The sequence below is a fragment of the Kribbella sp. DT2 genome (assembly GCF_049844575.1).
Classification (GTDB): Bacteria; Actinomycetota; Actinomycetes; order Propionibacteriales; family Kribbellaceae; genus Kribbella.
In genome coordinates, this window is record NZ_JBNCLH010000003.1 from 384,653 (window position 1) to 403,576 (window position 18,924).

Sequence of the window (18,924 nt, forward strand, 5' to 3'; positions counted from 1 at the left end):
AGAGCCAGAGACAACCGCAGGAGGTTGCCATGACGACGACAGTCACGCCGTGGTGGAAGGCCCTGAAGGTCCGCCAGGAGATCCTCAGCGCTTCTGGCCAGATCGACGATGTGCAGATGTCACTGTTCCGGGCTGTCCACGGAACCGGCAGCGACAAGCCGCCGTACGCCGACGCGCCCTATTACGGTGACATCACCCACCCGACCGAGCGGCTCACAGACCTGCTCACCGAGATCGCTGTCCGCATCGGAAGCGGAAGCGACTACCTCAAGGCGCGCGCCGTCACTCGGCTCGACCAAGGCATGGGCGGCGGAAAGTCGCACGCCTGCATCGGCGCCTACCACCTGGCCGCCAACCCCGAAGCCTTGTTCAATACCGAGCTCGGCCAGGGAGTCGCCGCGCGCGCAAAGGCGAAGATTGGGCACGATCTCCCGGCCGATCTGGGACGACCACACGTCGTCGTGATGCCGTGCGACAACATGACGCCAGGGGCCGGCGTCCAGGAGTTCGACGGTCCGGCCACCAACCTCTACGAGCGATTTCTCTGGCGACTCTTCAGCAAGGACTACTCGCTCTACGAGCGCTACCAGCCCTACTGGAGCGACAAGCACAAGATCGGTGAGGCCATCCGCGCCGTCAACCGGCCTGTTCTGATCATCGTCGACGAGATCATGGACTACGTCGGCAACGGCCTCGACGGCGCGAGCAAGCCTGACCTTACTGCCCAAGACATGGCGTTCCTTCGTGCGCTCCTCGACGTCGTCAATGATGTTCCGCACGTTGCCATGGTCGTCGTGATGATTGCATCAGACCACGACAAGACCGCGCTATCGACAGGTGCCCAGGAGCGTCGAGAGGACCTCAACAGCCAGCTCGACCGCAACGGCAAGCCAGCCACAGTCACCGAGGTCGGCGACTTCGCCGACATCCTGCGGCGCCGTCTCTTCGACGCCGATCCCCCAGCAGAAGTCCTCGCTGCAACCGCCGCGCTGTATCGGCCCGTGCTCGAGGACAAGGCGTGGACCAAGAACGTTTGGGAAGCAACCGGCGCCGACTGGCGGCGTCGCTGGGACGACGAGGTCGCGGCCTGCTACCCCTTCCACCCGATGCTCATGAGCGTCGCGAAAGAGGAGTGGAGCAAGGTCACTGGCTTCCAGCGAGTCCGGTCCACCATCCGGATCTTCGCGGCGACCGTCTACGCCCAACAACAGCGAGGCAAGGGCGGCCAATGGGTCCCGGCGCTCATCGGCCCCGGTGATCTGCCATTGTCCGACAGCGCAGTGCGTGAGGCCCTCCTGGGTAGCGGGCTGGTTGAAGACGAGCGCACCATCGCCAACTACCGCAGCCTCGCGGAGATCGAAGTCGTCAACCACGACAGCTCGGCGGGCACCGCCCGTCGCCAAGATCTTGAACGCCAGCCGCTCATATGGAGCGACAGCAACCCGCGGGCCGCCGAGCGGGCCGCCACCTTCATCCTCCTCGCCAGCATCGTCGGCACACTGCGTCCCGGCCGCGGCCGGGGCGCCAGCGCACCTGAAGTCAAGGCAGCTACCAGCGTCCCGGACACCAATTACAGCCTCACCGACGCCGACAGCATCGTCGACGAGCTCGTCAACCCTGACCAGGGCATGAGCGCGGTCGAGATCATCCCCGGCCAGGGCAACAACAAGCCTGCCCGCTACTTCCTCTCGACCCGCCTCACCCACCGAATGCTGGTCAACAACATCCGGCGCACCATCACCGACAGCGAGCGTGACCAGGTCCTCGCCGAGTTCGCCCAGCGCCTAGCCAGCAGCGGACCCTTCCGCGAGCTTAAGTTCGTCAAGGCCGACTTCAGCCGCAGCGCCGCCAACGTCCTGGCTACCGCCGGACTCGACACCGCACACACCAGCAGACTCATCGTGCTCGACCCCGCCCAGTACAGTCTCAGAAACGGCATGGAAGAGGCCACAACGACGGCCCTCACCGTCGCCATGGGTCTGGGCAAAGGAACGCAGCAATTGCCAGTCCAGTGGGCCAGCAGTGCCGTCTACGCGGTCGTGAACACCCAGCGACGCGGCCTCGCTCGCGGCCTGGCAGTTGAGTATCTCGCGCGTCAGAAGGCGCTGGCCGCCCCCGAGGTCCAGAACGACGACGAGCTCAAAGCCACCGGCACCAAGGAGCTCGCGGCCGCGAAGGAGCAACTCGAGAAGGCACTCAAGCGGGCCTACCAGCATGTGGCCTACCTCGCCCAGCCCGACCCAGACGGCGACCGCTACCTCGACCAGATCACGTTCGACGACGACAACTTCACCGCACTCGACGGAACCATCGTCTGGAAGGGCTTGGCTGCCCGCGACAAGGTATTCGACATCGGCCAATTCGGGCCCAGGGCGCTCATGCACAACCTGCGGGAGCATGACTATGGGAAGACACTTTCGGACGTCCGCGCTGCCTTCTACAGCGCACCACGCCTCCCGCTGCTGTACGCCGGCGATCGGGACCTGCAGCAGGCGATCTATGACGCCGTCAACGAAGGCTTGGTGAGCATCGTTGACGGGAACGGTACCGACGTAGCCGTGACCGCACCCGGCCAGGTCAACCTCACCAGCGCCGGCCTGCGGCTTGCAAAGCCGCAGGCACAGACCTGCGCTGACTGCGGCCAACCCACGCACACCGGCCCATGCCCCACCGCAGTCGCGGGCGGGGACATGAGCGCCGGAACCGGTTCAGAGACGACCGGCGGCACTCAAGGACCCGCAGCCACCGGGCCCCAAGATGGTCCGGCCGGAGGCCCCGACGACAAGGCGCCAGCCGCGAAGGAGAAGCAGGTCGCCTTTTCCTTCACCAGCAACCTCCTGGCCAGTCCCGACAACGCCGACACCTTCGCCGCCTTGTTCAAGACCCTCTACATGGCGCTCGATGAACGGCAGATCAGCTACCTCCTGGGGACACTCCAGCTGGTCGTGGATGCGTCGGTAGCGAGCGAACTCCAGCAACGGTTAAGCGAGTTGGGGCTCACAGGCACCGTAAAGGACATCTGACAGTCCGGATCGACAGTGAGTCGCGTCCTCGCCGATCCACAGCCAGCGCAGGCCTTCGGAGAACAAGCTCCGGGCGAGTGCGCCGACAACCGAGCCGCCGAAGCCGGCACCGAGCAGCGAGTCGGCGCACGCGAAGCGCTGCCTCCCGAGCATGAATGCGAGACCCGCGAGGAACTGGTCCGGGGGAGCATCCAGGTTGTAGTCGACCGGGAGTGTGTCAAGGTGAAAGCGGAGCTCGCGGGTGCTACCGCGCAGATCCGACAGTTCCCGCGACTCGGCCCGTCCGTCAGGCCGGGAAGGGGTGCTGCTCATGACCACGAGCCAATCTGTTCATTCGAAGAGCTGCCAGGTGCGGACCGAGATGAACTGTCCACCATGATCTTGTTGCGGCGAGCTCGTTTCCAACCGAATTCCGCCGACGGTGTGTGCGGCTTGGTGATGTCGTCGGTGAACGATCACCCGTGATCATCGTCTACTCGGGCGCTGCCTGGTGTGGCGGCAAGCCGAGCTGTTGACGCGCCTGATCGTGCGGGATTGTGGCAGCCTGGCCTGACGCACTGAGGTCGTCCCACTCCTGGAACGCACGGGCGTCCTCGGCGTCTTCAGCCTCGCCCAGAATGCGGTCCATCTCGGCGTTGGCTTCGTCAGAGGGGATCCACACGGGCCCACCCCTGGCGACGATAGCGGCGATCTCGGCGTCTGCGTCGGCATCGCCAGTGGGAATCGGATGTTCAATCGGCACGGGGCCATGATGCCTGAGAACGCACCGGGCTTGCCGACTTCTCATTCGCTGCTCGTCGTGGCGACGCCCGCGGTGAGTCGATGCGAGTGAGCGAGGTCGGCGAGCAGAAACCCGATCGGGTCGACTTCGCCCGACCAAGGAGGTGTCGTAGTGCCAGGTGGTACCACAGCGAAGAGTCCGTACCCGATGCTCGCAGCGTCGATCCATCTCCGGCTGGCATCGAGTTCGCCGGGCAGCTGGAGTGCAGAGTTGGGGCTGGTGAGCGACGTGACACTTCGGTCTGTGTGATGGAGGTGCAGCCGGCCGGAGTTGGGCCATTGACATCTCTGCCAATCGTGTGGCGCGATCTGGCCGATGCAGCCCGTCATCGTCAGCTGCGTGCGAATCGCGGTATAGGAATCGATTGTTGTGGCCTCAAGGACAAGCGTGGCGACGGGACCTAGCTGGGTGTCTAGGGTTGCGAGCGCCCAGCGGGGTGGGCGGGGGAACGTCATCCTGCAACCGCCTCTGTTTGGAAACTGCGGGTGATCGTGGTGCCGTGGCTGCGGGGCAAGGTCGATCGAGCTCGACGCTGACCGCGTGTTTCGGCTGCTAGTGAATCAGGACTTCGACTGGCGACAACACGCTGACTTGGTAATTCTCGAGGTGGCTAGTACGGCGTTTCAGCTCCGCCAGGACGAGAGGATGCAGCTGACTCCGCGAGACGTCGGATGATCGGCGTGTTCCCCGACGTCGCGGCCGGCGGTAGCCAAGTTGACCAGTGCTGATCTCGGTCACCGTCGACGGTGCGAGCGTTGCGTCGCGAGCGAGCTTCTGGAGCGGCCGAGCGGACATGGACCAACCTTAGGGGCGCCTGGCCGTGCAGGGTGGACGACCGCCTGACGGCTCGCCTTGTCGCCCTGACGAGTCGTTGAGACCTCAACATGTCAGGTCCGCGCGACGCCGCGCGAACGCTACCTGTGTGGTCCGACCGCGTACCACTCACCAGCTTGAAGTGTCGGACGAATCACCTACAGTGATTGCGGTCATGCTGTCGGGCTCCCGAGGAGGTTGAGTCGTAATGCTGCGAGTCAAGCCCACGCTTCGTCTCATCGCCTGGAAAGGTTTATCACCTGCGGAGCAGTCGCAGCCGGCGAAACCTCTCCCAGTGACCGTCGCGCCGATGGCCGGTCGTCTCCATGGAAGCAGGTAGCCGTGGCGAAACGGAAGAAGCTCGGATGGACTGCTGCGGGCGCTGCCCGGGCGGCGCGGGAAAGCCGCATTGCAACCGCGGGGTTCTTGCGCGAGGCGGAGCTGGCCTATGAGATGCAGGCTCACCGGCTGATGGATCTGCATCAGGTCAAGACGGCGCATTTGGGTGCCGGTCAGGAGTCGGCTGCGTTGCAGCTGATGGTAGCGGGCTACGGGTACGACCCGGAATCGTGGATGCCGGCGAATTTCGCGCAGTTCGGCGCCATGGTCACAACAGACCAGGGTTCGGATTTGGCATCAGCCGATCTCTACATCCTCAGCCCGCAGATGTGCGACGTGGTGGTTGCGGCAGCCCTCAGCTTGAGCTTCGACGACCTCAGCCTGATGGCCAAGGAAGACCTGCCCACTCCGCGGGGGCTCGTGGTACTTCCACACCCGTTGCTGGTCCGCTCGATCGGCGGCGAGGTGTCGGACGACCGCGCCTTCGGCTGGAACGGGACGCTGCTGGGGTCCCGGGTGGACATGGCCAAGCAAAGTTGGGTCCGGGAACCGGCGGTTCGGATCACGTCGTTCTACGACACGTTCGGGCCCGTTCAGCCGGACTCTTTTCGCCAGCTTGCTGCTCGAGCGCGGGCGGAGAAGACTCCGCTGCCACCGCTCATGCTGGACGGACTGCAGTGTCTGTGGTTCGGGTTGAAGACCGTGGACGAGCAGCGTGAGGCGATGGATCAGTACCGGGAGGTGACGCGGGAGCACAGTCAGGCGCAACTGGCCGAGGCAGAAAAGCTGGGCCTGGATGAAACCCGGATGGTTGGTGACTACGTTCCGGGTGCGGAGATCCCCGACGACGATGGCTTCTTCACGGCGCGGTTCCTGTACGCGTTCTGGCGACTCTGTGAGCAAGACATTGCCGAGGTGTCGCCGACCGAGGTGGGTCACGCTGCCCGGGTGACATCGGAGCGCGCCGGCGTACCGGCCGAAGTCCGGGTCGCGCAGCTGCGTCCAACAGCGCGCCCTGCGGTCTCGGCAGATGGTCCGGACGTGGATCGATGGAATCATCGGTGGGTGGTGCGGATGCACAAGGTCCGACAGTGGTACCCCTCGGAGCAGCGGCACAAGGTGATCTACCGCGGTCCGTACGTGAAGGGCCCGGAGGACAAACCGCTGCTTGGGGGAGAGGTGGTCCGTCACCTGACGACGTAATCGCCAGGAGGTATCCGAAGGAACCACCGGAGTTAGGCTGGGATGCGGTTCGTTCACAGGGCCGCGCAGACGGTGCTGAACGGAAGGGACAACGGTGGCTGAGCGCGACTTCGGTGGACCGTTCTCGGTCGCGACTCACCAGGTGGAGGCGCTCGGCACCAGCTTCGTGCCCTTCGTCAACGCGTTGCTGGATGCCGAGGCCGCCGCAGCCGGGTTGGACGGCTGGCAATTGAACACGACATATCGCGAGAACATCGGCGACCTGGGCATCGACGCCGGCATCCGCGGAGCCATCAAGACCCGCCACATTCCAGCTGGCGACAGCGCCTGGCAGTTCAAAGCAGGAGACCTGGAACCGGCAAAGTGTAAGAAGGAGCTGCTCCGGCCTGATCTGGAAGAACCGTCAGCGGCCCTCGATACCGTCCGTGCCGGCGGTTCCTATCGCCTCGTGCTGGGCGCCGACTTGACGCCCGCCAAGGTGACCAAGCGACGCAAAGCGTTGGAGGAGGCTGCGGCAACCGAGGGGATCAACGTAGCTCCCGGAATGTTCGAGGTTCTCCCGGCCAATGTGTTGGCTTCCTGGGCAGAAGAACACCCAGCCGTAGCGGTATCGCCTCTGCTGGGTGGGATCGGTAATGGCGCGATGCCGCTTGACCAGTGGAGTCGTGCCGGCCGGCTCAGCAACCCCTGGCAGATGTCATCCTCACGCGCAGAGATAGCAACCGAACTCGACAAATTTGTGAGCGGTCGCCGCGTTCCTGATCTGCGGCTGGAGGGTGTCAGCGGCATTGGCAAGACCCGAGCAGTGCTTGAGGCACTCCGCAGTCGACCCTACGCGAAACTTGTCGCCTACCTGCCCGCCTACAGGTCGGCCCCGGAAGGACTGCTTCAGCAGCTTCAGTTCCAGCAGCGGCCGACCATCCTGGTGATCGACGAATGTGAGGCTCGTCAGCACGAACAACTCGCCGGGATGCTGACAGTGCAGTCGCCTGTCCGCCTCATCACCATCGGACATCCCACCGGATATAGAGGACGCTCTGAGCCTTTGGTGATCGAAGCGCTAGAAGAACATGCCGTGGCCGGCGTCATCAAGACTGCACGACCGAACCTCTCCGCAGAGCACCGAGCCTTCGCTGCCGCATCCTCGGCCGGGAACCCCCGGCTGGCGCAGGTCTTCGCGGATGCCTTCAGCCAGAACCCGAAGGCCACGGTCGGTGAGCTGATCAACCAAGACATCATCGAGACCTACATCACCGCTGACCTCCCCAAGGACAACAATCGCCTGGCCTACTACGTCGTCGCGCTCGTCCCCTCCGTTTCGATCGGTGGCGACACAAATGTTCTTGGCGAGCTCGCATCCGCGCTCCCGGTCACCGAGATCGAGCTGAGGAGGGCCCTCGCCCACCTTGACGAACTCGGGCTCGTCTCAAGCGTGAGTTCGATCGATCGCCCGGACTTCCGTATCTGCAGGATCACACCTCACCCACTGGCTGTACATCTGGCCCGACGCGCCTGGGATACCCTGACGACCGAAATTCTGAATGACCTGTTCCCGGCGGCCGCCAGCGGCGACCTCCTCGATGACCTCGTGCAACGAGTCACTGAGCTCGGTTCCTCTGATGTGACCGGCGCTGCGATCCGACACATTCTTCGCTCCGAGCAACTGCTCGTACAGCTCCGACCCAATGGCAGTCATGAGTACGGGACCTTGCTGTCCAACCTGGCCGCGATTGCCCCTGACGCTGTCTGCGGCCTCGTCGAGGAGGAAGTGAACGCCAGCCCTGAGGACGAGTTGCTCGACCTGTTGGAGCAATGGGAGGCCGCGCGGGGCGCGCTCGACCGCCTCGCGTGGAGCACCAGTACATTCAGGAGAGCGGCGGACCTCATCCGCCGCATCGCCCGCACGGCACCTATCGAGGATCCCAACAACCCCAGCCCCGCCGTTGTCGGTCTGGAAGACCTTGAAGGTCAAGACCCGTTCGTCATCACATTCACGAGCCTTTTCGGCACGATCCTGCCCAACACAGCGGCGCCGCCTGAGGCGCGCCTCAGATATCTGCGTGCAACGCAGGTCTCTACAGACCCAAGGGATCGCCGTCTTGCCGTCCTCGCCGCGAGCCGAGCGGTACGGCCAGACGAAACGGCCTTCGGATCCCTGCACAGCCAAGGCACGATGCTGATCGAGAGCCGCGGTATGCCCACCACCTGGGGTGCAGTCTGGGACTACAAAGCCGAAGCCATCGCCATTCTCGGCGCGCTTGCCAACGACGGTGATCCGGCAACTGCCAATTCAGCCGTGTCCTGCCTTGCGCAGGCAGTCGGCGAGCTGCTGGAAACGGACGTCCTCACAGCCGCTCTCGTCCCGGTCCTAGCAAGGCTGACTGCGCCCCAACTGCGACCGATACGGGCGGCGATCTCGCAACTGCGCTTGCTCCACCGCGACAGCCAGGACCACCGCATCGTCAAGAATCTCGAAACCCTCGAGATCAGCCTGCCGGCTCCCACCCCGGAGGAGACCGTCGAGTACCTCGCCGACGTCAACCCATCACACGACATCGACGGCGAGCACTACTACCCGCAGCTCCAGGCGGCCGTCGGATGCCTCGACCAATCCGGCCGTGTCACCCTGCTGCTCAGCATCCTGCGGCGTCAGCCGCGAGGCTCGTTTGCTATTGGCCGAATCCTCGGCGAAGCCACTGGAGAAGACGAGACGGTCGAAGCCGCACTGGTCGAGCTCGCGCAAACGGACGCGGCCCCATTGCTTGGTTACCTCTACGCCCTCGAGCAGCGTCAATCCGGAGCTTGCGATCGCTTCCTCGACGCCCGGGCAGGCGCTGGGTTAGACGGCAGCCGTCGGCTGTATGTGACCGTCCGTGGCCCACGCAGCCCGAAAGCAGCGGCTCGAGTTCTCCACCTCAGCGCCGGTCTCGAACCAGCTGACGGGGCACGAACCATGCTTGCGTGGAAGGTCAGTGATGCGGACCTCAAGAAGCTCCTGGATGACTGGCTCCCCCGGCTCAGCACACAGGAGGATTACAACGCCGTCGTCGATTGCGTCCACCAGATGCTCTACGCGCGCCAGCCCTGGATCGAAACCGTTGACCCAGTTGTCGCCGAGTTGGTGGCACGGTGCCGGCAGTTCCCCAAGCTCTCCCACGAAGAATGGGACTGGAACCGGCTCGCGCTGCGGCAGTTGACCAAGCAACCTGGCGTACTCGCCGACCTCTTGATCGAACTGATCGAGGCCGGTCGGTTCCGGATCGGTGTCCTCGGCCCCGACGAGCACAAGCTCCTGCCGGCCTGTGTGGCTGCTACTCAAGCCGGTACCTGGTTGCGACTCATGAACGGAGTGGCAGCAGAATCCCATCACTACGTTCGGGCGGCCGGGCGCTGGCTCGGTGAAGCCGCCGACGTCGAGACGGCCGAAGGCTGGGTTGGTGACGATGTCGGGAAGGCGAGAGCGCTGGCCGCGGTCACCGACCTCCGTACCCAGTTCGGGCCAGTTGCCCGATTCCTCATCACGCGATTCGGGCACGATGCCGACGTCACTTCGATGATGGCCGGCTCGCTGGTCGCCGGACGATGGATCGAGGAAGAGGCTGCGGAGCTTCAGGCGGAACTGGAGGTGTTCGTGCAGCGTGTCACTGATACCGACCCCGTCGTACTGAGGCAATGGGTGGAGATCACCGCAGAACGTCTCCGCGAGGAGATCGCTCGCGTAAGTCCAGTTCGATGACCCGGAGGCGGCTCAAATGCGCAAAGGTGTTCACGTCCGGCTGGGTGAGGACTTCGCCCACGAAGCCGAACGCAAGTTCCTGCAGAAGCTTCGCCGCGATCTCACCGAGCGCTCGATAGACGCGTTGATATTCGCCAACTTCATCACCCCAGCGCGCCAGCAGCGCCAGGTCGACTTCCTGATCGTCACCGATCAGCGCTGCGTCCACCTCGAGCTCAAGTCGCACTCGCAAGCTAGACCGTTGCTGGGTGCGCTGAACGGCAAGTGGCAGCAGGTCAGATCTGACGGATCGGTAAAGGACCTCGGCGGCAACTACTACGCGCAGGCTCGGGATACGAAATTCGCGATCAGTGACAGCATGCGTGAAGCAGCAAACCAGAGGTCACTTCCTCAGATGGATCGCTTCTTCACCGGCCTCGACTGCGTGTTGTGCATCGATCCCGCGGTACCTCACGGCTCGAAGATCGATCCCGACACGCACACCACGGTGGTTGGCTACGACAATCTCCTGGCGCGGCTGCAAGAGCCGGGGCCGCGACCACCCTGGAACGATGACGACTGGGATGCCTATTCGAAGCACCTGGGCACCTACCCCGAGTCCGACGATGCGCCGGCCACAAAACGTCGACGGAGCGCCGAAAACGTCATCGACGACTACAGAGCCTCGTTCGCCACGAGCAACGAGAATCTGCACGAACGGATCCCCACAGCCGCAGCCGTTAATGGAGAGCAACAGGACCTCGAAGAGGTACCCAGCCACCTTCCTGAGGGCAGCACGACAGTCATCCTGGCACCCTCTGGCTGGGGAAAGACCCACCTGGCCCAGCACACCGCTGTTCAGCTGAGCAACGCTGGCAATCTGGTGGTGTGGGCACGAGCCGACGACTACACCAAGGATGGCCTCCACCGACTGCTCGCACGAGCAGTCGCACCACATACCACCCAGGCCGTGATGCCGCTACTGGATGCCGCGCAGGAGGCCGGCCGCTCCATCGTGATCTTTCTCGACAACTTCAGCGGCTGTGCGCCACCCCTGCAGCAACAGCTCGTCGAGAATCTTGCAGCCTTTCGGCTCCGAGCGCCGACGGCAGCTCTTGTGCTGACCGCCTCACGCCTGCCTGATCATCTCGACGACAAGACGACGACCGTCGTCACGCTCCAACCGCTCAACGCCGAGACACGCCAGACCCTTCTCGAGTCGCACGGTCTACCTGCCGGGGCGACCGTCGGGCCGGCCTTCCAGACGCCGTACGAGCTCAAGCTGGCGGCGCTCTGCTTCGAGGAGCTGACGTCGACGGCATCACAAACCGACCTTCTCGACGTCTACATCCGCCGAGTCTCCGGGCGAACAGGGATCCGCCGCGGTCTCCACCACCTGGCCGGCGCGATGGACGCCCAGATCCGGGTGTCGCTCACCTGGCGAGAGGCCCAGCTATTGCTCGAGCGGGTCGTCTGCGAAAGCGACCGGATCGACGCGGTCCTCGCGTCGCCCCTTCTCGTTCGCCAGCAAGGCCGCGTTCGATTTGTCCACGAGCTGATCGGGCGGCTGCTCGCTGCTGAGCACCTCGTTCAGTCAACCGGCAGCGGCACGACGCTCGGCCACGCGCTTCGCGAGCACAGCCGCCGCGATCTCCGTGAACATGCCCTACGCCTCGAAAGCGACGCCGTCCGGTGCGTCGACGCGCTCCGCGAGCTAGCGGAAGCTGACCTGTTCGCGACAGCTGGCCGCGGCGGCATGGGGCCAGACGTGAGGGACCTGACCACGGGTCTCATCAAAGACGTGCTTGACCGAGCATTGACTGAGGACGGGGCGGTTCCAGATGCAGGGGCAGCTAACTGGTTCACGCCCTGGACCAGCACCACAGAGCGTCCGCCTGCCGACACAGCTATGCTGCAAGCAGCGGGGCAACTGCTCGTCTCAGGCCGCCTCGTCGCTGAGGTCCGCGAGGTCCTCGACCATACCGACTCGCTCTGTCAACGCGAGATGGTGAGGCAGAAGACGGCCGGCCAGCAGGCGCCAATCTCACTCGTTGTCGCATCAACCTACGGCGCACCGATGTCACGCCAATACCTCCCCGCCGGTGCAGTCATCACAGCAGCAATTCAGACGTACCAGATGAACCACTGGACCAAGCCCCCGTCGCACCCGCTCGTCAGAGAGCTGCTGGCACAACCAGCCCCCGGCTGGGGTCGCGTCTATGCGGCCGCCATCATCGCCCGATCGTCGCGTCACCCCGAGGACCTATCGGCCCTCCCCGACTTACTCGAGCACGCCTGGCGATTGCTGGGCTACCACCTAAAGCTCGTCTGCCTCATGGCGGTTCAGTTCAGCGTAATCGATCTCGAAGGGCGTGATCGAGCGAGAGTCATTGAGCTTCTCAATGGGTTTCTTGAGAAGGTCTCTCCAGCAAATTGGGGGATCTCGTCGACGCTCGTAGAGATTCTCGCGGCGCTCGACGAGATCACGCCGACAACCTCGCTAGCGTCGATCCAAACCAGCATAGAGAGCCTCGTCAAAGCGGATCCGTCGGACCCGTATACCTGGGAGCTGGCCAATAGCGTCGTCTCCAGCATGTTCGAGGACGAACGGATCGTTGGGCCATATGCCGAGGCTGTGGCTGGGGTTGACAGCCACCTTCGCGCCAAGCTGTTCGCCTTAGCCATCCGTTCGGACCACTGCGACATATTTCGTGACTGGGTGACTCGCCAACTCATCGAGCTCGCCACGGCCCCGGCAGCAGTTGAAGTCGCACGCGCAGCGATCTTGGCTGAGGCTCGCACGTTGCCTGATAGTCCCCACATGTGGCAGAGCGGCATAGCGTCACATGTCGACGCGGTGCGGGGTTGGGCTCGCTTGTCGGACGACTTTCCCAGCATTGGAGCCGATCACATCGTATCAGTACCGGCCACAGTAGGTGCCATCTGATCGCGCAGGTCAACTCGTCAGCGACATGCCGGTCACAGAGAGGTGATCTGCTGTCCCGCATAGGGATCCGCCTTCGGCGACGGGTACGGCCGTCGGGATGCCGAGCAACAGACCTCAATCGGTGCTGTCGAGAATCAGTCGTGTCGCTTCGTGCGGTGCGTCCCATTGTGGAAAATGACCGCACCGCTCAAACCAGTGCAGCACCGCGTCGGGGAACAGCTCCGTAGCACGTGCGGCCTGTCTCGGCACGGTCACCAGGTCACGACGACCCCAACCGATCGTGACCCGGCCGGGCACTGTGCCAGCCGGGGCTCCCTGCTGCTTAGGCCCTTTGGTCAGGGCGTCCAAGGCAGCGCCCGTCGCCGGGGAGTCGGCCAGCCCGCGCACGTCCGGCAGCACGGTCTCGCGCGAGAGCGCCCAGGGCCGCGCCGACAACTGCGCCAGCAGCAGAGTCCTTCCCACAGAGCTGCCGAGCAGTGCTGGCAGCATGCCTCGCAGCGCTCGGACCAATGCGATCGACGGCCGCAGCGTGGCACCGAACACGAGGAGCTCGCGATCGCTCCAGAAGCCGCCCGGGTCCAACGCCACGGTGTCGCCGCCGACGCCCCGCCGCGCGAGCTCGAGCACCATTCGGCCGCCCATCGACTGGCCGACGGTCGAGACCCCGTCCAGGCCCTGTTCGCGGATGAAGTCCGCGACGGAGTCGGTCAGGGTGGCGATCGAGACCTCGCCGGTCAACGGCGGCGTTTCGCCGAACCCCGGCAGGTCGACGGCGATGACCTCACGAGTCTCAGCCAGTTCGTCGAGGATCGGGGACCAGGATCGCCACCCAGAGCCCAGACCGTGCACCAGCAACAGTGGGCTGCCGCTCCCTCGTCTTACATGATTCAACGCCACACCGGAACGCTAGCTCACCCGGAGTTCGGGGTGTTCGGTCACCCGCACGCGGATCGGAGTACGGGATCGGGAAGTCTGAGAGGGGCATGAGCCCGCGCGAGGTGGCGACCTTCGGTCATGACGTCTCGTTTGCCCGCGTTTCGCGCGGGAGCCGACGACCGCGTAATACCACGACCGGCATTCCGCGGACCACGACGAATGGTAGGAGGGGCAGATTTACCTTCGCCGATAGCGATCGACCGAGGTGGCACGCCGAGGTGCACCGGGTGGTCGAACTGGTGCGTGGTCTGCCACCGAGGTGCACGGTGCACATTGCCTGTGGCACCGGGTTCTTGACCGGGCATCTGCGTGGGTTCACGGTGGGACTCGACCAGAGCCGGCGATGGCCCGAGTGGCCCAGCCGCGACTTGCGGGAGGGGTGGTGGTCCTCGGCGATGCGCTGGACCTGCCCTTGCCACCGGGACGCTCCACCGGCTGGTGACGGCCCACTTCTACGGCCACCTGCCTTCGAGCGAGCGGGCCACGCCAGCTGCTGGTCATGTGCCAGTTCCCCGTCGCCGCACGCGTACATTCCCTCGGCGCCCTCGATGGCCTAGGACGTCAGTCGAGCAGTGGACCCGCCCAGCGCCAGTCGCGCTGCGGCCCGAGGTACTCGACCCGTTGCACGTCCTCGTCGTGGTCGCCGTCCCTCGCCCAGGCGAGCACTGCGGTGTGGTCCTCGAAGTCGCCCTCCTCCACCACGGCACCCATGGCGTCCAGGAACCGGTAGGAGGTCATGTCCAGGGATTCTCCCCCCAGGGCGCAGGGGGTAAGATGAGTGGTGACCTACGACCCGAGCGACACCTTCGTGCACGTGCGGGGCGCCAGTGAGCACAACCTGCGCGACGTCGACGTCGACATCCCGCGCGACGCCATGGTCGCCTTCACCGGGGTCTCCGGATCCGGCAAGTCGTCTCTCGCGTTCGGCACGCTCTATGCCGAGGCGCAGCGCCGCTACTTCGAGTCGGTCGCGCCGTACGCCCGTCGGCTACTGCAACAGGTCGGTGCGCCGCACGTGCAGGAGATCACCGGACTCCCGCCGGCCGTGGCCCTCCAGCAGCGGCGTGGTGCGCCGAGCTCCCGGTCGACGGTCGGCACGATCACGACGCTGTCGAACCTCCTGCGGATGCTCTACTCGCGCGCCGGGACCTACCCGGAGGGTGCCGCTCACCTGGCTGCCGAGGCCTTCTCGCCCAACACCGCCGCCGGCGCCTGCCTGCGATGCCACGGGCTGGGCGTCGTGCACGACGTGGCCGAGGACCTCCTCGTCCCGGACCCGTCGCTGAGCATCCGCGACGGCGCGATCGCCGCCTGGCCCGGTGCCTGGCAGGGCGCCAACCTGCGCAGCATCGTCAGCGGTCTCGGCATCGACATCGAGAAGCCGTGGAGCAGGCTGAAGAAGAAGGACCGGGACTGGCTGCTCTACACCGACGAGCAGCCGTCCGTGCTGATCAAGCCACAACGTGACCGCGTCGACCACGGCTACTACGGCAAGTTCTGGAGCGCCCGCAAGCACGTCATGCACGTGCTCGCCGACTCCACGAGCGAGCGGATGCGCGAACGGGCGCTGCGGTTCGTGCGGAGCGTGCCCTGTCCGGAATGCCACGGCAGCGGGCTGCGGCCGGAGGCGCTCGCGATCACCGTCGCCGGCCGCTCCATCGCCGAGGTCAACGCGATGTCGTTCGCCGAAGTGGTCGCCCTCCTGCGGCCCGTCGCCGAGCTGCCCGAGGAGTCCAACGAGGTAGCGGTGCGGATCTGCGCCGACCTGGTCGCGCGGGTCGAGGTGCTGCTCGACCTCGGCCTGGGCTACCTCAGTCTCGGCCGCTCCTCGACGACCCTGTCGCCCGGCGAGGCCCAGCGCCTACGCATCGCGACCCAGCTGCGGTCCGGCCTGTTCGGCGTCGTGTACGTGCTGGACGAGCCCTCGGCCGGCCTGCACCCGGCCGATGCCGAGCCGCTGCTCGAAGTGCTGGCCCGACTCAAGGCGTCGGGCAACTCGCTCTTCGTGGTCGAGCACGACATGGACGTCGTACGACGCGCCGACTGGGTCGTCGACATCGGGCCGGGCGCCGGGGAAGGCGGTGGTCGGGTGCTCTACAGCGGCCCGGTGGCCGGCCTGGAAGCCGTCAAGGAGTCCGCCACGAGCCAGTACCTGTTCGGGCGCGCCGAGCCCCTCGACCACACCCCGCGGACCCCGCACGGCCACCTGCACCTGCGCGGCGTCTCGCGCCACAACCTCACCGACGTCTCGGTCGACATCCCGCTCTGCGTGCTGACGGCCGTCACCGGGGTCTCCGGATCCGGCAAGTCGACGCTGGTCACGCAGGTGCTCGCCGAGCTCGTGCGCTGCCACCTCGGTCTGGCCCCCGAGGACCCCGACCAGGCCGACCTCGAGGTCGACGTGGAGGACGCGTCGGGGCTCGAGTCGTTCGACCGTCTCGTCCTGGTCGACCAGCGCCCCATCGGGCGCACGCCGCGGTCCAATCTGGCGACGTACACGGGGATGTTCGACGCGGTGCGCAAGCTGTACGCCGCGACGGACGAGGCGAAGGCCCGCGGCTATGGCGCCGGTCGGTTCTCCTTCAACGTCGCCGAGGGCCGGTGCGAGACCTGTCAAGGCGAGGGCTTCGTGGCTGTCGAGCTGTTGTTCCTGCCGGGCACCTACGCGGCGTGCCCGACCTGTCATGGCTCCCGCTACAACCCCGAGACGCTGGAAGTGACCTACCAGGGCAAGACCATCGCCGACGTGCTGGCGATGACGGTCGACGACGCGGCCACGTTCCTCGCCGACGTCCCCGCGGCCTCCCGGAGCCTCGAGACGCTGCGCGAGGTGGGGCTGGGCTACTTGCGGCTGGGTCAGCCCGCGACGGAGCTCAGCGGCGGTGAGGCGCAACGCATCAAGCTGGCCACCGAGCTCCAGCGAGCACGCCGCGGCCACGCGCTGTACCTGCTCGACGAACCGACGGCAGGCCTCCACCCTGCCGACATCGCCCTGCTGCTGCGACAACTGCACCTGCTCGTCGAGGCCGGCAACACCGTCGTCCTCGTCGAGCACGACCTCGACACGATCGCCACCGCCGACTGGGTCATCGACCTCGGCCCCGGCGGCGGCGATGCGGGTGGAAGGGTGGTCGCCACCGGCACCCCCACCGACGTCGCCTCGACCGAGGGCAGTGCCACCGCGCCGTACCTTGCGCGCCGCCTGGCGCAGCAACCACAAGCAGACTCATGAGCCAGATCCCGAGCATCATCAGCGACTTCTACGCAGCGTCCGACGCCGCCCGTCTCGTCGCCCGGACTGATCGCCGCGCTCGTGATCTGACACCTCACTCCGGGAACGTCTTGTTCTGAACGACGAACGCCAGGAACCGAGCGGCCGCGGGCGCCAGTTCGACGTCGTCACGCCAGGTCAGGCCGACCGTACGACGCGCCCCCGGGCGTCGTGAGCGCGAGCCCGATGGTGCCGGACCGCCCGACCCACACCGAGTCTCGACGCGACCAGTCCCTCGATGGTGGCGAGGTCACCGCTTTCGAAGGAGCTGCGGCGGGCGACACCGGCCTCGGCAATGAGCCCTCGACCAGCGAGCGGTAGCCGAAGCCGACCGGCGTCGTCACGAGTTCCTTCCCGGCGAGCTCGTGGAGTCCGACCCGGCGTAGGTTGCGCAGCCGGTGGGTCGAGCGAACTGATCAGCATCAGTCGCTTCTGCTGGAGCTGGATCCAGCCGAGCGCGCCCGGTGGACGCATCGACGTGACGGCCAGCTCGGACGCGCCGGTCATCAGGTCGCGGAGAATCTTCTGCGGGCCTCCTGCCGCAGGAGCACCGCACTCCCGGGGCGTCCTGGTGGAAAGTCCGCAGGAGGCGCGGAACGACCAGGTGCGCGGTGAGCTCGGTGAGGACCTGGTCGTGGCGCGCAGTCAGCTCGCAGGCCCGCCGCCGCCACGTCGTCGTTCGCGTCCCACCGGCGCCGAGTGAAGGCACGGGGCATGGCGGGTTGGGGTGGGTCGTGCGGCGAGCTCAGCGACTGGGTGCGCGGCGGAGTCGCCAGGCGCGTGCCGCTAGGTGCAGGTTGAGTTTCGTCTCGACGTCGGCGAGGTCGTGGCCCGAGATCTCCGTGATTCGGCCGAGCCGGTAGCGCAGTGTGTTGCGGTGGATCGAGAGAGCACGTGCCGTGTCGTCGTACTTGCCTCCATGATCGAGGTACGTCGCAAGTGTAGGCACGAGATCGGTGCCATGACCGTGGTCGTATGACATCAGGTCGGCGAGCCAGTCGTTGATGAGGCGTTCGACCTCACCGGAGTTGCCGTCGAGGGCGAGGATCCGGTCGACACCCAAGTCGGAGTAGGCGATGGCGCCGCGCGGGTCGCTGGACTGCCGGCGAGCCGCGAGTGCTCTCTGGGCCTGCTCGTAGGCGCCCGGGATCTGCTCCGGCGAAGCGGCCGGCTCGCCCTTGGCGACGACGCCGTCGGTGTGGTCGTGGGCGCGACACAGGTCGTCGTACAGCTTGCTGATGTCGAGACCGTGATGGGCGAGAACCACGACCATGCCATGGGTCCGAGTCACCAGGCAGGGCAGACGCTGGTGTGCGATGGCGGTCCGGACACGGTCGACGTCGCGGTCGTCAGCGCGCGAACCCGCGTCGGAGGACCACACCGACACGACCAGGTCGTGCGGAACGCGAAGGTCGTGGCCCTGAGCGGTGGCCCGGTCTCTGGCCACTTCGCCCGGGATGCCTTCGAGGAGGTCGTCGAGGAGGTCACGACTCAGTCGGTTCTCCATTTCGCCCATCGCCGCGGCATGGGCCTTGATCAGTCCCAGCGCGACGCTGGCGTACTGCAGTGCGAAGTTTGCGTCTTCGTCGCGCTGCCCGTCGTCCGCCGGCCTCTCCAGCTCGACCCGTGCCGAACTCCGGGCGTCCGCCGATCACCGCCACGAGAGCGTTTCCCTTGCGCCGGTGACGTTGATCGATGTGCGGGCGGATCGTTGGCTGTCGCGGCCTTGGGCACGTTCGGCTCTGTCATCGTCCGGCACCAGTGAAGTTGAACGCGATCGCTGGAAGCCAGGGCGACCCTAACCGCACGCTCGCCACCGCGCTGAAGGCGGTCCGCCCGAAGTGGAAACCACACCCGGCGCGGCCGGCACGGCACTGGGGCTGCCCTTGCCCTTGT

At 65.9% G+C, this 18,924-nt stretch carries 10 protein-coding genes; 6 read left to right on the plus strand and 4 right to left on the minus strand.

The genetic code is table 11. The annotated features are described in order from the left end of the window. The first annotated feature begins 29 nt into the window (after positions 1–29). Positions 30–3,023 (plus strand): DUF499 domain-containing protein, encoded by a 2,994-nt coding sequence (locus ACLQ2O_RS15270; RefSeq protein ID WP_425831636.1) that lies wholly within the window; start codon positions 30–32, stop codon positions 3,021–3,023. A gap of 472 nt (positions 3,024–3,495) precedes the next feature. Here ACLQ2O_RS15270 and ACLQ2O_RS15275 read toward each other — a convergent pair whose 3' ends face one another. Further along, complete coding sequence (locus ACLQ2O_RS15275; RefSeq protein ID WP_425831638.1) at positions 3,496–3,765, minus strand: hypothetical protein; 270 nt, start codon at positions 3,763–3,765, stop codon at positions 3,496–3,498. A gap of 1,194 nt (positions 3,766–4,959) precedes the next feature. Here ACLQ2O_RS15275 and ACLQ2O_RS15280 point away from each other — a divergent pair. The 3 genes from ACLQ2O_RS15280 to ACLQ2O_RS15290 all read left to right on the plus strand — a co-directional run bounded on the left by ACLQ2O_RS15280 (position 4,960) and on the right by ACLQ2O_RS15290 (position 12,821). Continuing rightward, a complete protein-coding gene (locus ACLQ2O_RS15280; protein WP_425831640.1) occupies positions 4,960–6,159 on the plus strand; it encodes a hypothetical protein in 1,200 nt (399 codons plus the stop codon). A gap of 94 nt (positions 6,160–6,253) precedes the next feature. Then, a complete protein-coding gene (locus ACLQ2O_RS15285; RefSeq protein WP_425831642.1) occupies positions 6,254–9,895 on the plus strand; it encodes a hypothetical protein in 3,642 nt (1,213 codons plus the stop codon). 16 nt (positions 9,896–9,911) lie between these two features. Further along, the gene (locus ACLQ2O_RS15290; RefSeq protein ID WP_425831643.1) at positions 9,912–12,821 is read left to right on the plus strand and encodes an NERD domain-containing protein; all 2,910 of its coding nucleotides are present in this window, start codon (positions 9,912–9,914) and stop codon (positions 12,819–12,821) included. A gap of 114 nt (positions 12,822–12,935) precedes the next feature. On the opposite strand, the gene ACLQ2O_RS15295 is transcribed toward ACLQ2O_RS15290, so the two are convergent. Further along, entirely contained in the window at positions 12,936–13,718 is a 783-nt protein-coding gene (locus ACLQ2O_RS15295; protein WP_425831645.1) for an alpha/beta fold hydrolase, read from the minus strand. A gap of 600 nt (positions 13,719–14,318) precedes the next feature. Continuing rightward, positions 14,319–14,495, minus strand: coding sequence for a hypothetical protein (locus ACLQ2O_RS15300; protein ID WP_425831647.1), 177 nt, complete (start codon positions 14,493–14,495; stop codon positions 14,319–14,321). A 43-nt stretch (positions 14,496–14,538) separates the two neighbouring features. Here ACLQ2O_RS15300 and uvrA point away from each other — a divergent pair, with 43 nt between their 5' ends. Together uvrA and ACLQ2O_RS15310 are read left to right on the plus strand one after the other, a co-directional pair. After that, the gene (gene uvrA, locus ACLQ2O_RS15305) at positions 14,539–16,989 is read left to right on the plus strand and encodes an excinuclease ABC subunit UvrA (RefSeq protein WP_425831649.1); all 2,451 of its coding nucleotides are present in this window, start codon (positions 14,539–14,541) and stop codon (positions 16,987–16,989) included. 610 nt (positions 16,990–17,599) lie between these two features. Next, positions 17,600–17,731, plus strand: a complete 132-nt coding sequence (locus ACLQ2O_RS15310) for a hypothetical protein (RefSeq protein WP_425831651.1) — start codon at positions 17,600–17,602, stop codon at positions 17,729–17,731. A 42-nt stretch (positions 17,732–17,773) separates the two neighbouring features. On the opposite strand, the gene ACLQ2O_RS15315 is transcribed toward ACLQ2O_RS15310, so the two are convergent. Continuing rightward, on the minus strand, positions 17,774–18,535 hold the full coding sequence (locus tag ACLQ2O_RS15315; RefSeq protein WP_425831653.1) for a PucR family transcriptional regulator: 762 nt from the start codon (positions 18,533–18,535) through the stop codon (positions 17,774–17,776). Positions 18,536–18,924 lie beyond the last annotated feature (389 nt).

What these genes read in the sequence shown, in the direction of transcription:
- ACLQ2O_RS15270 (WP_425831636.1), top strand. Translation starts at nt 30, where the DNA reads ATGACGACGACAGTCACGCCGTGGTGGAAGGCCCTGAAGGTCCGCCAG.
- ACLQ2O_RS15300 (WP_425831647.1), bottom strand. Translation starts at nt 14,495, where the DNA reads ATGACCTCCTACCGGTTCCTGGACGCCATGGGTGCCGTGGTGGAGGAG.
- ACLQ2O_RS15315 (WP_425831653.1), bottom strand. Translation starts at nt 18,535, where the DNA reads ATGGAGAACCGACTGAGTCGTGACCTCCTCGACGACCTCCTCGAAGGC.
- ACLQ2O_RS15290 (WP_425831643.1), top strand. Translation starts at nt 9,912, where the DNA reads ATGCGCAAAGGTGTTCACGTCCGGCTGGGTGAGGACTTCGCCCACGAA.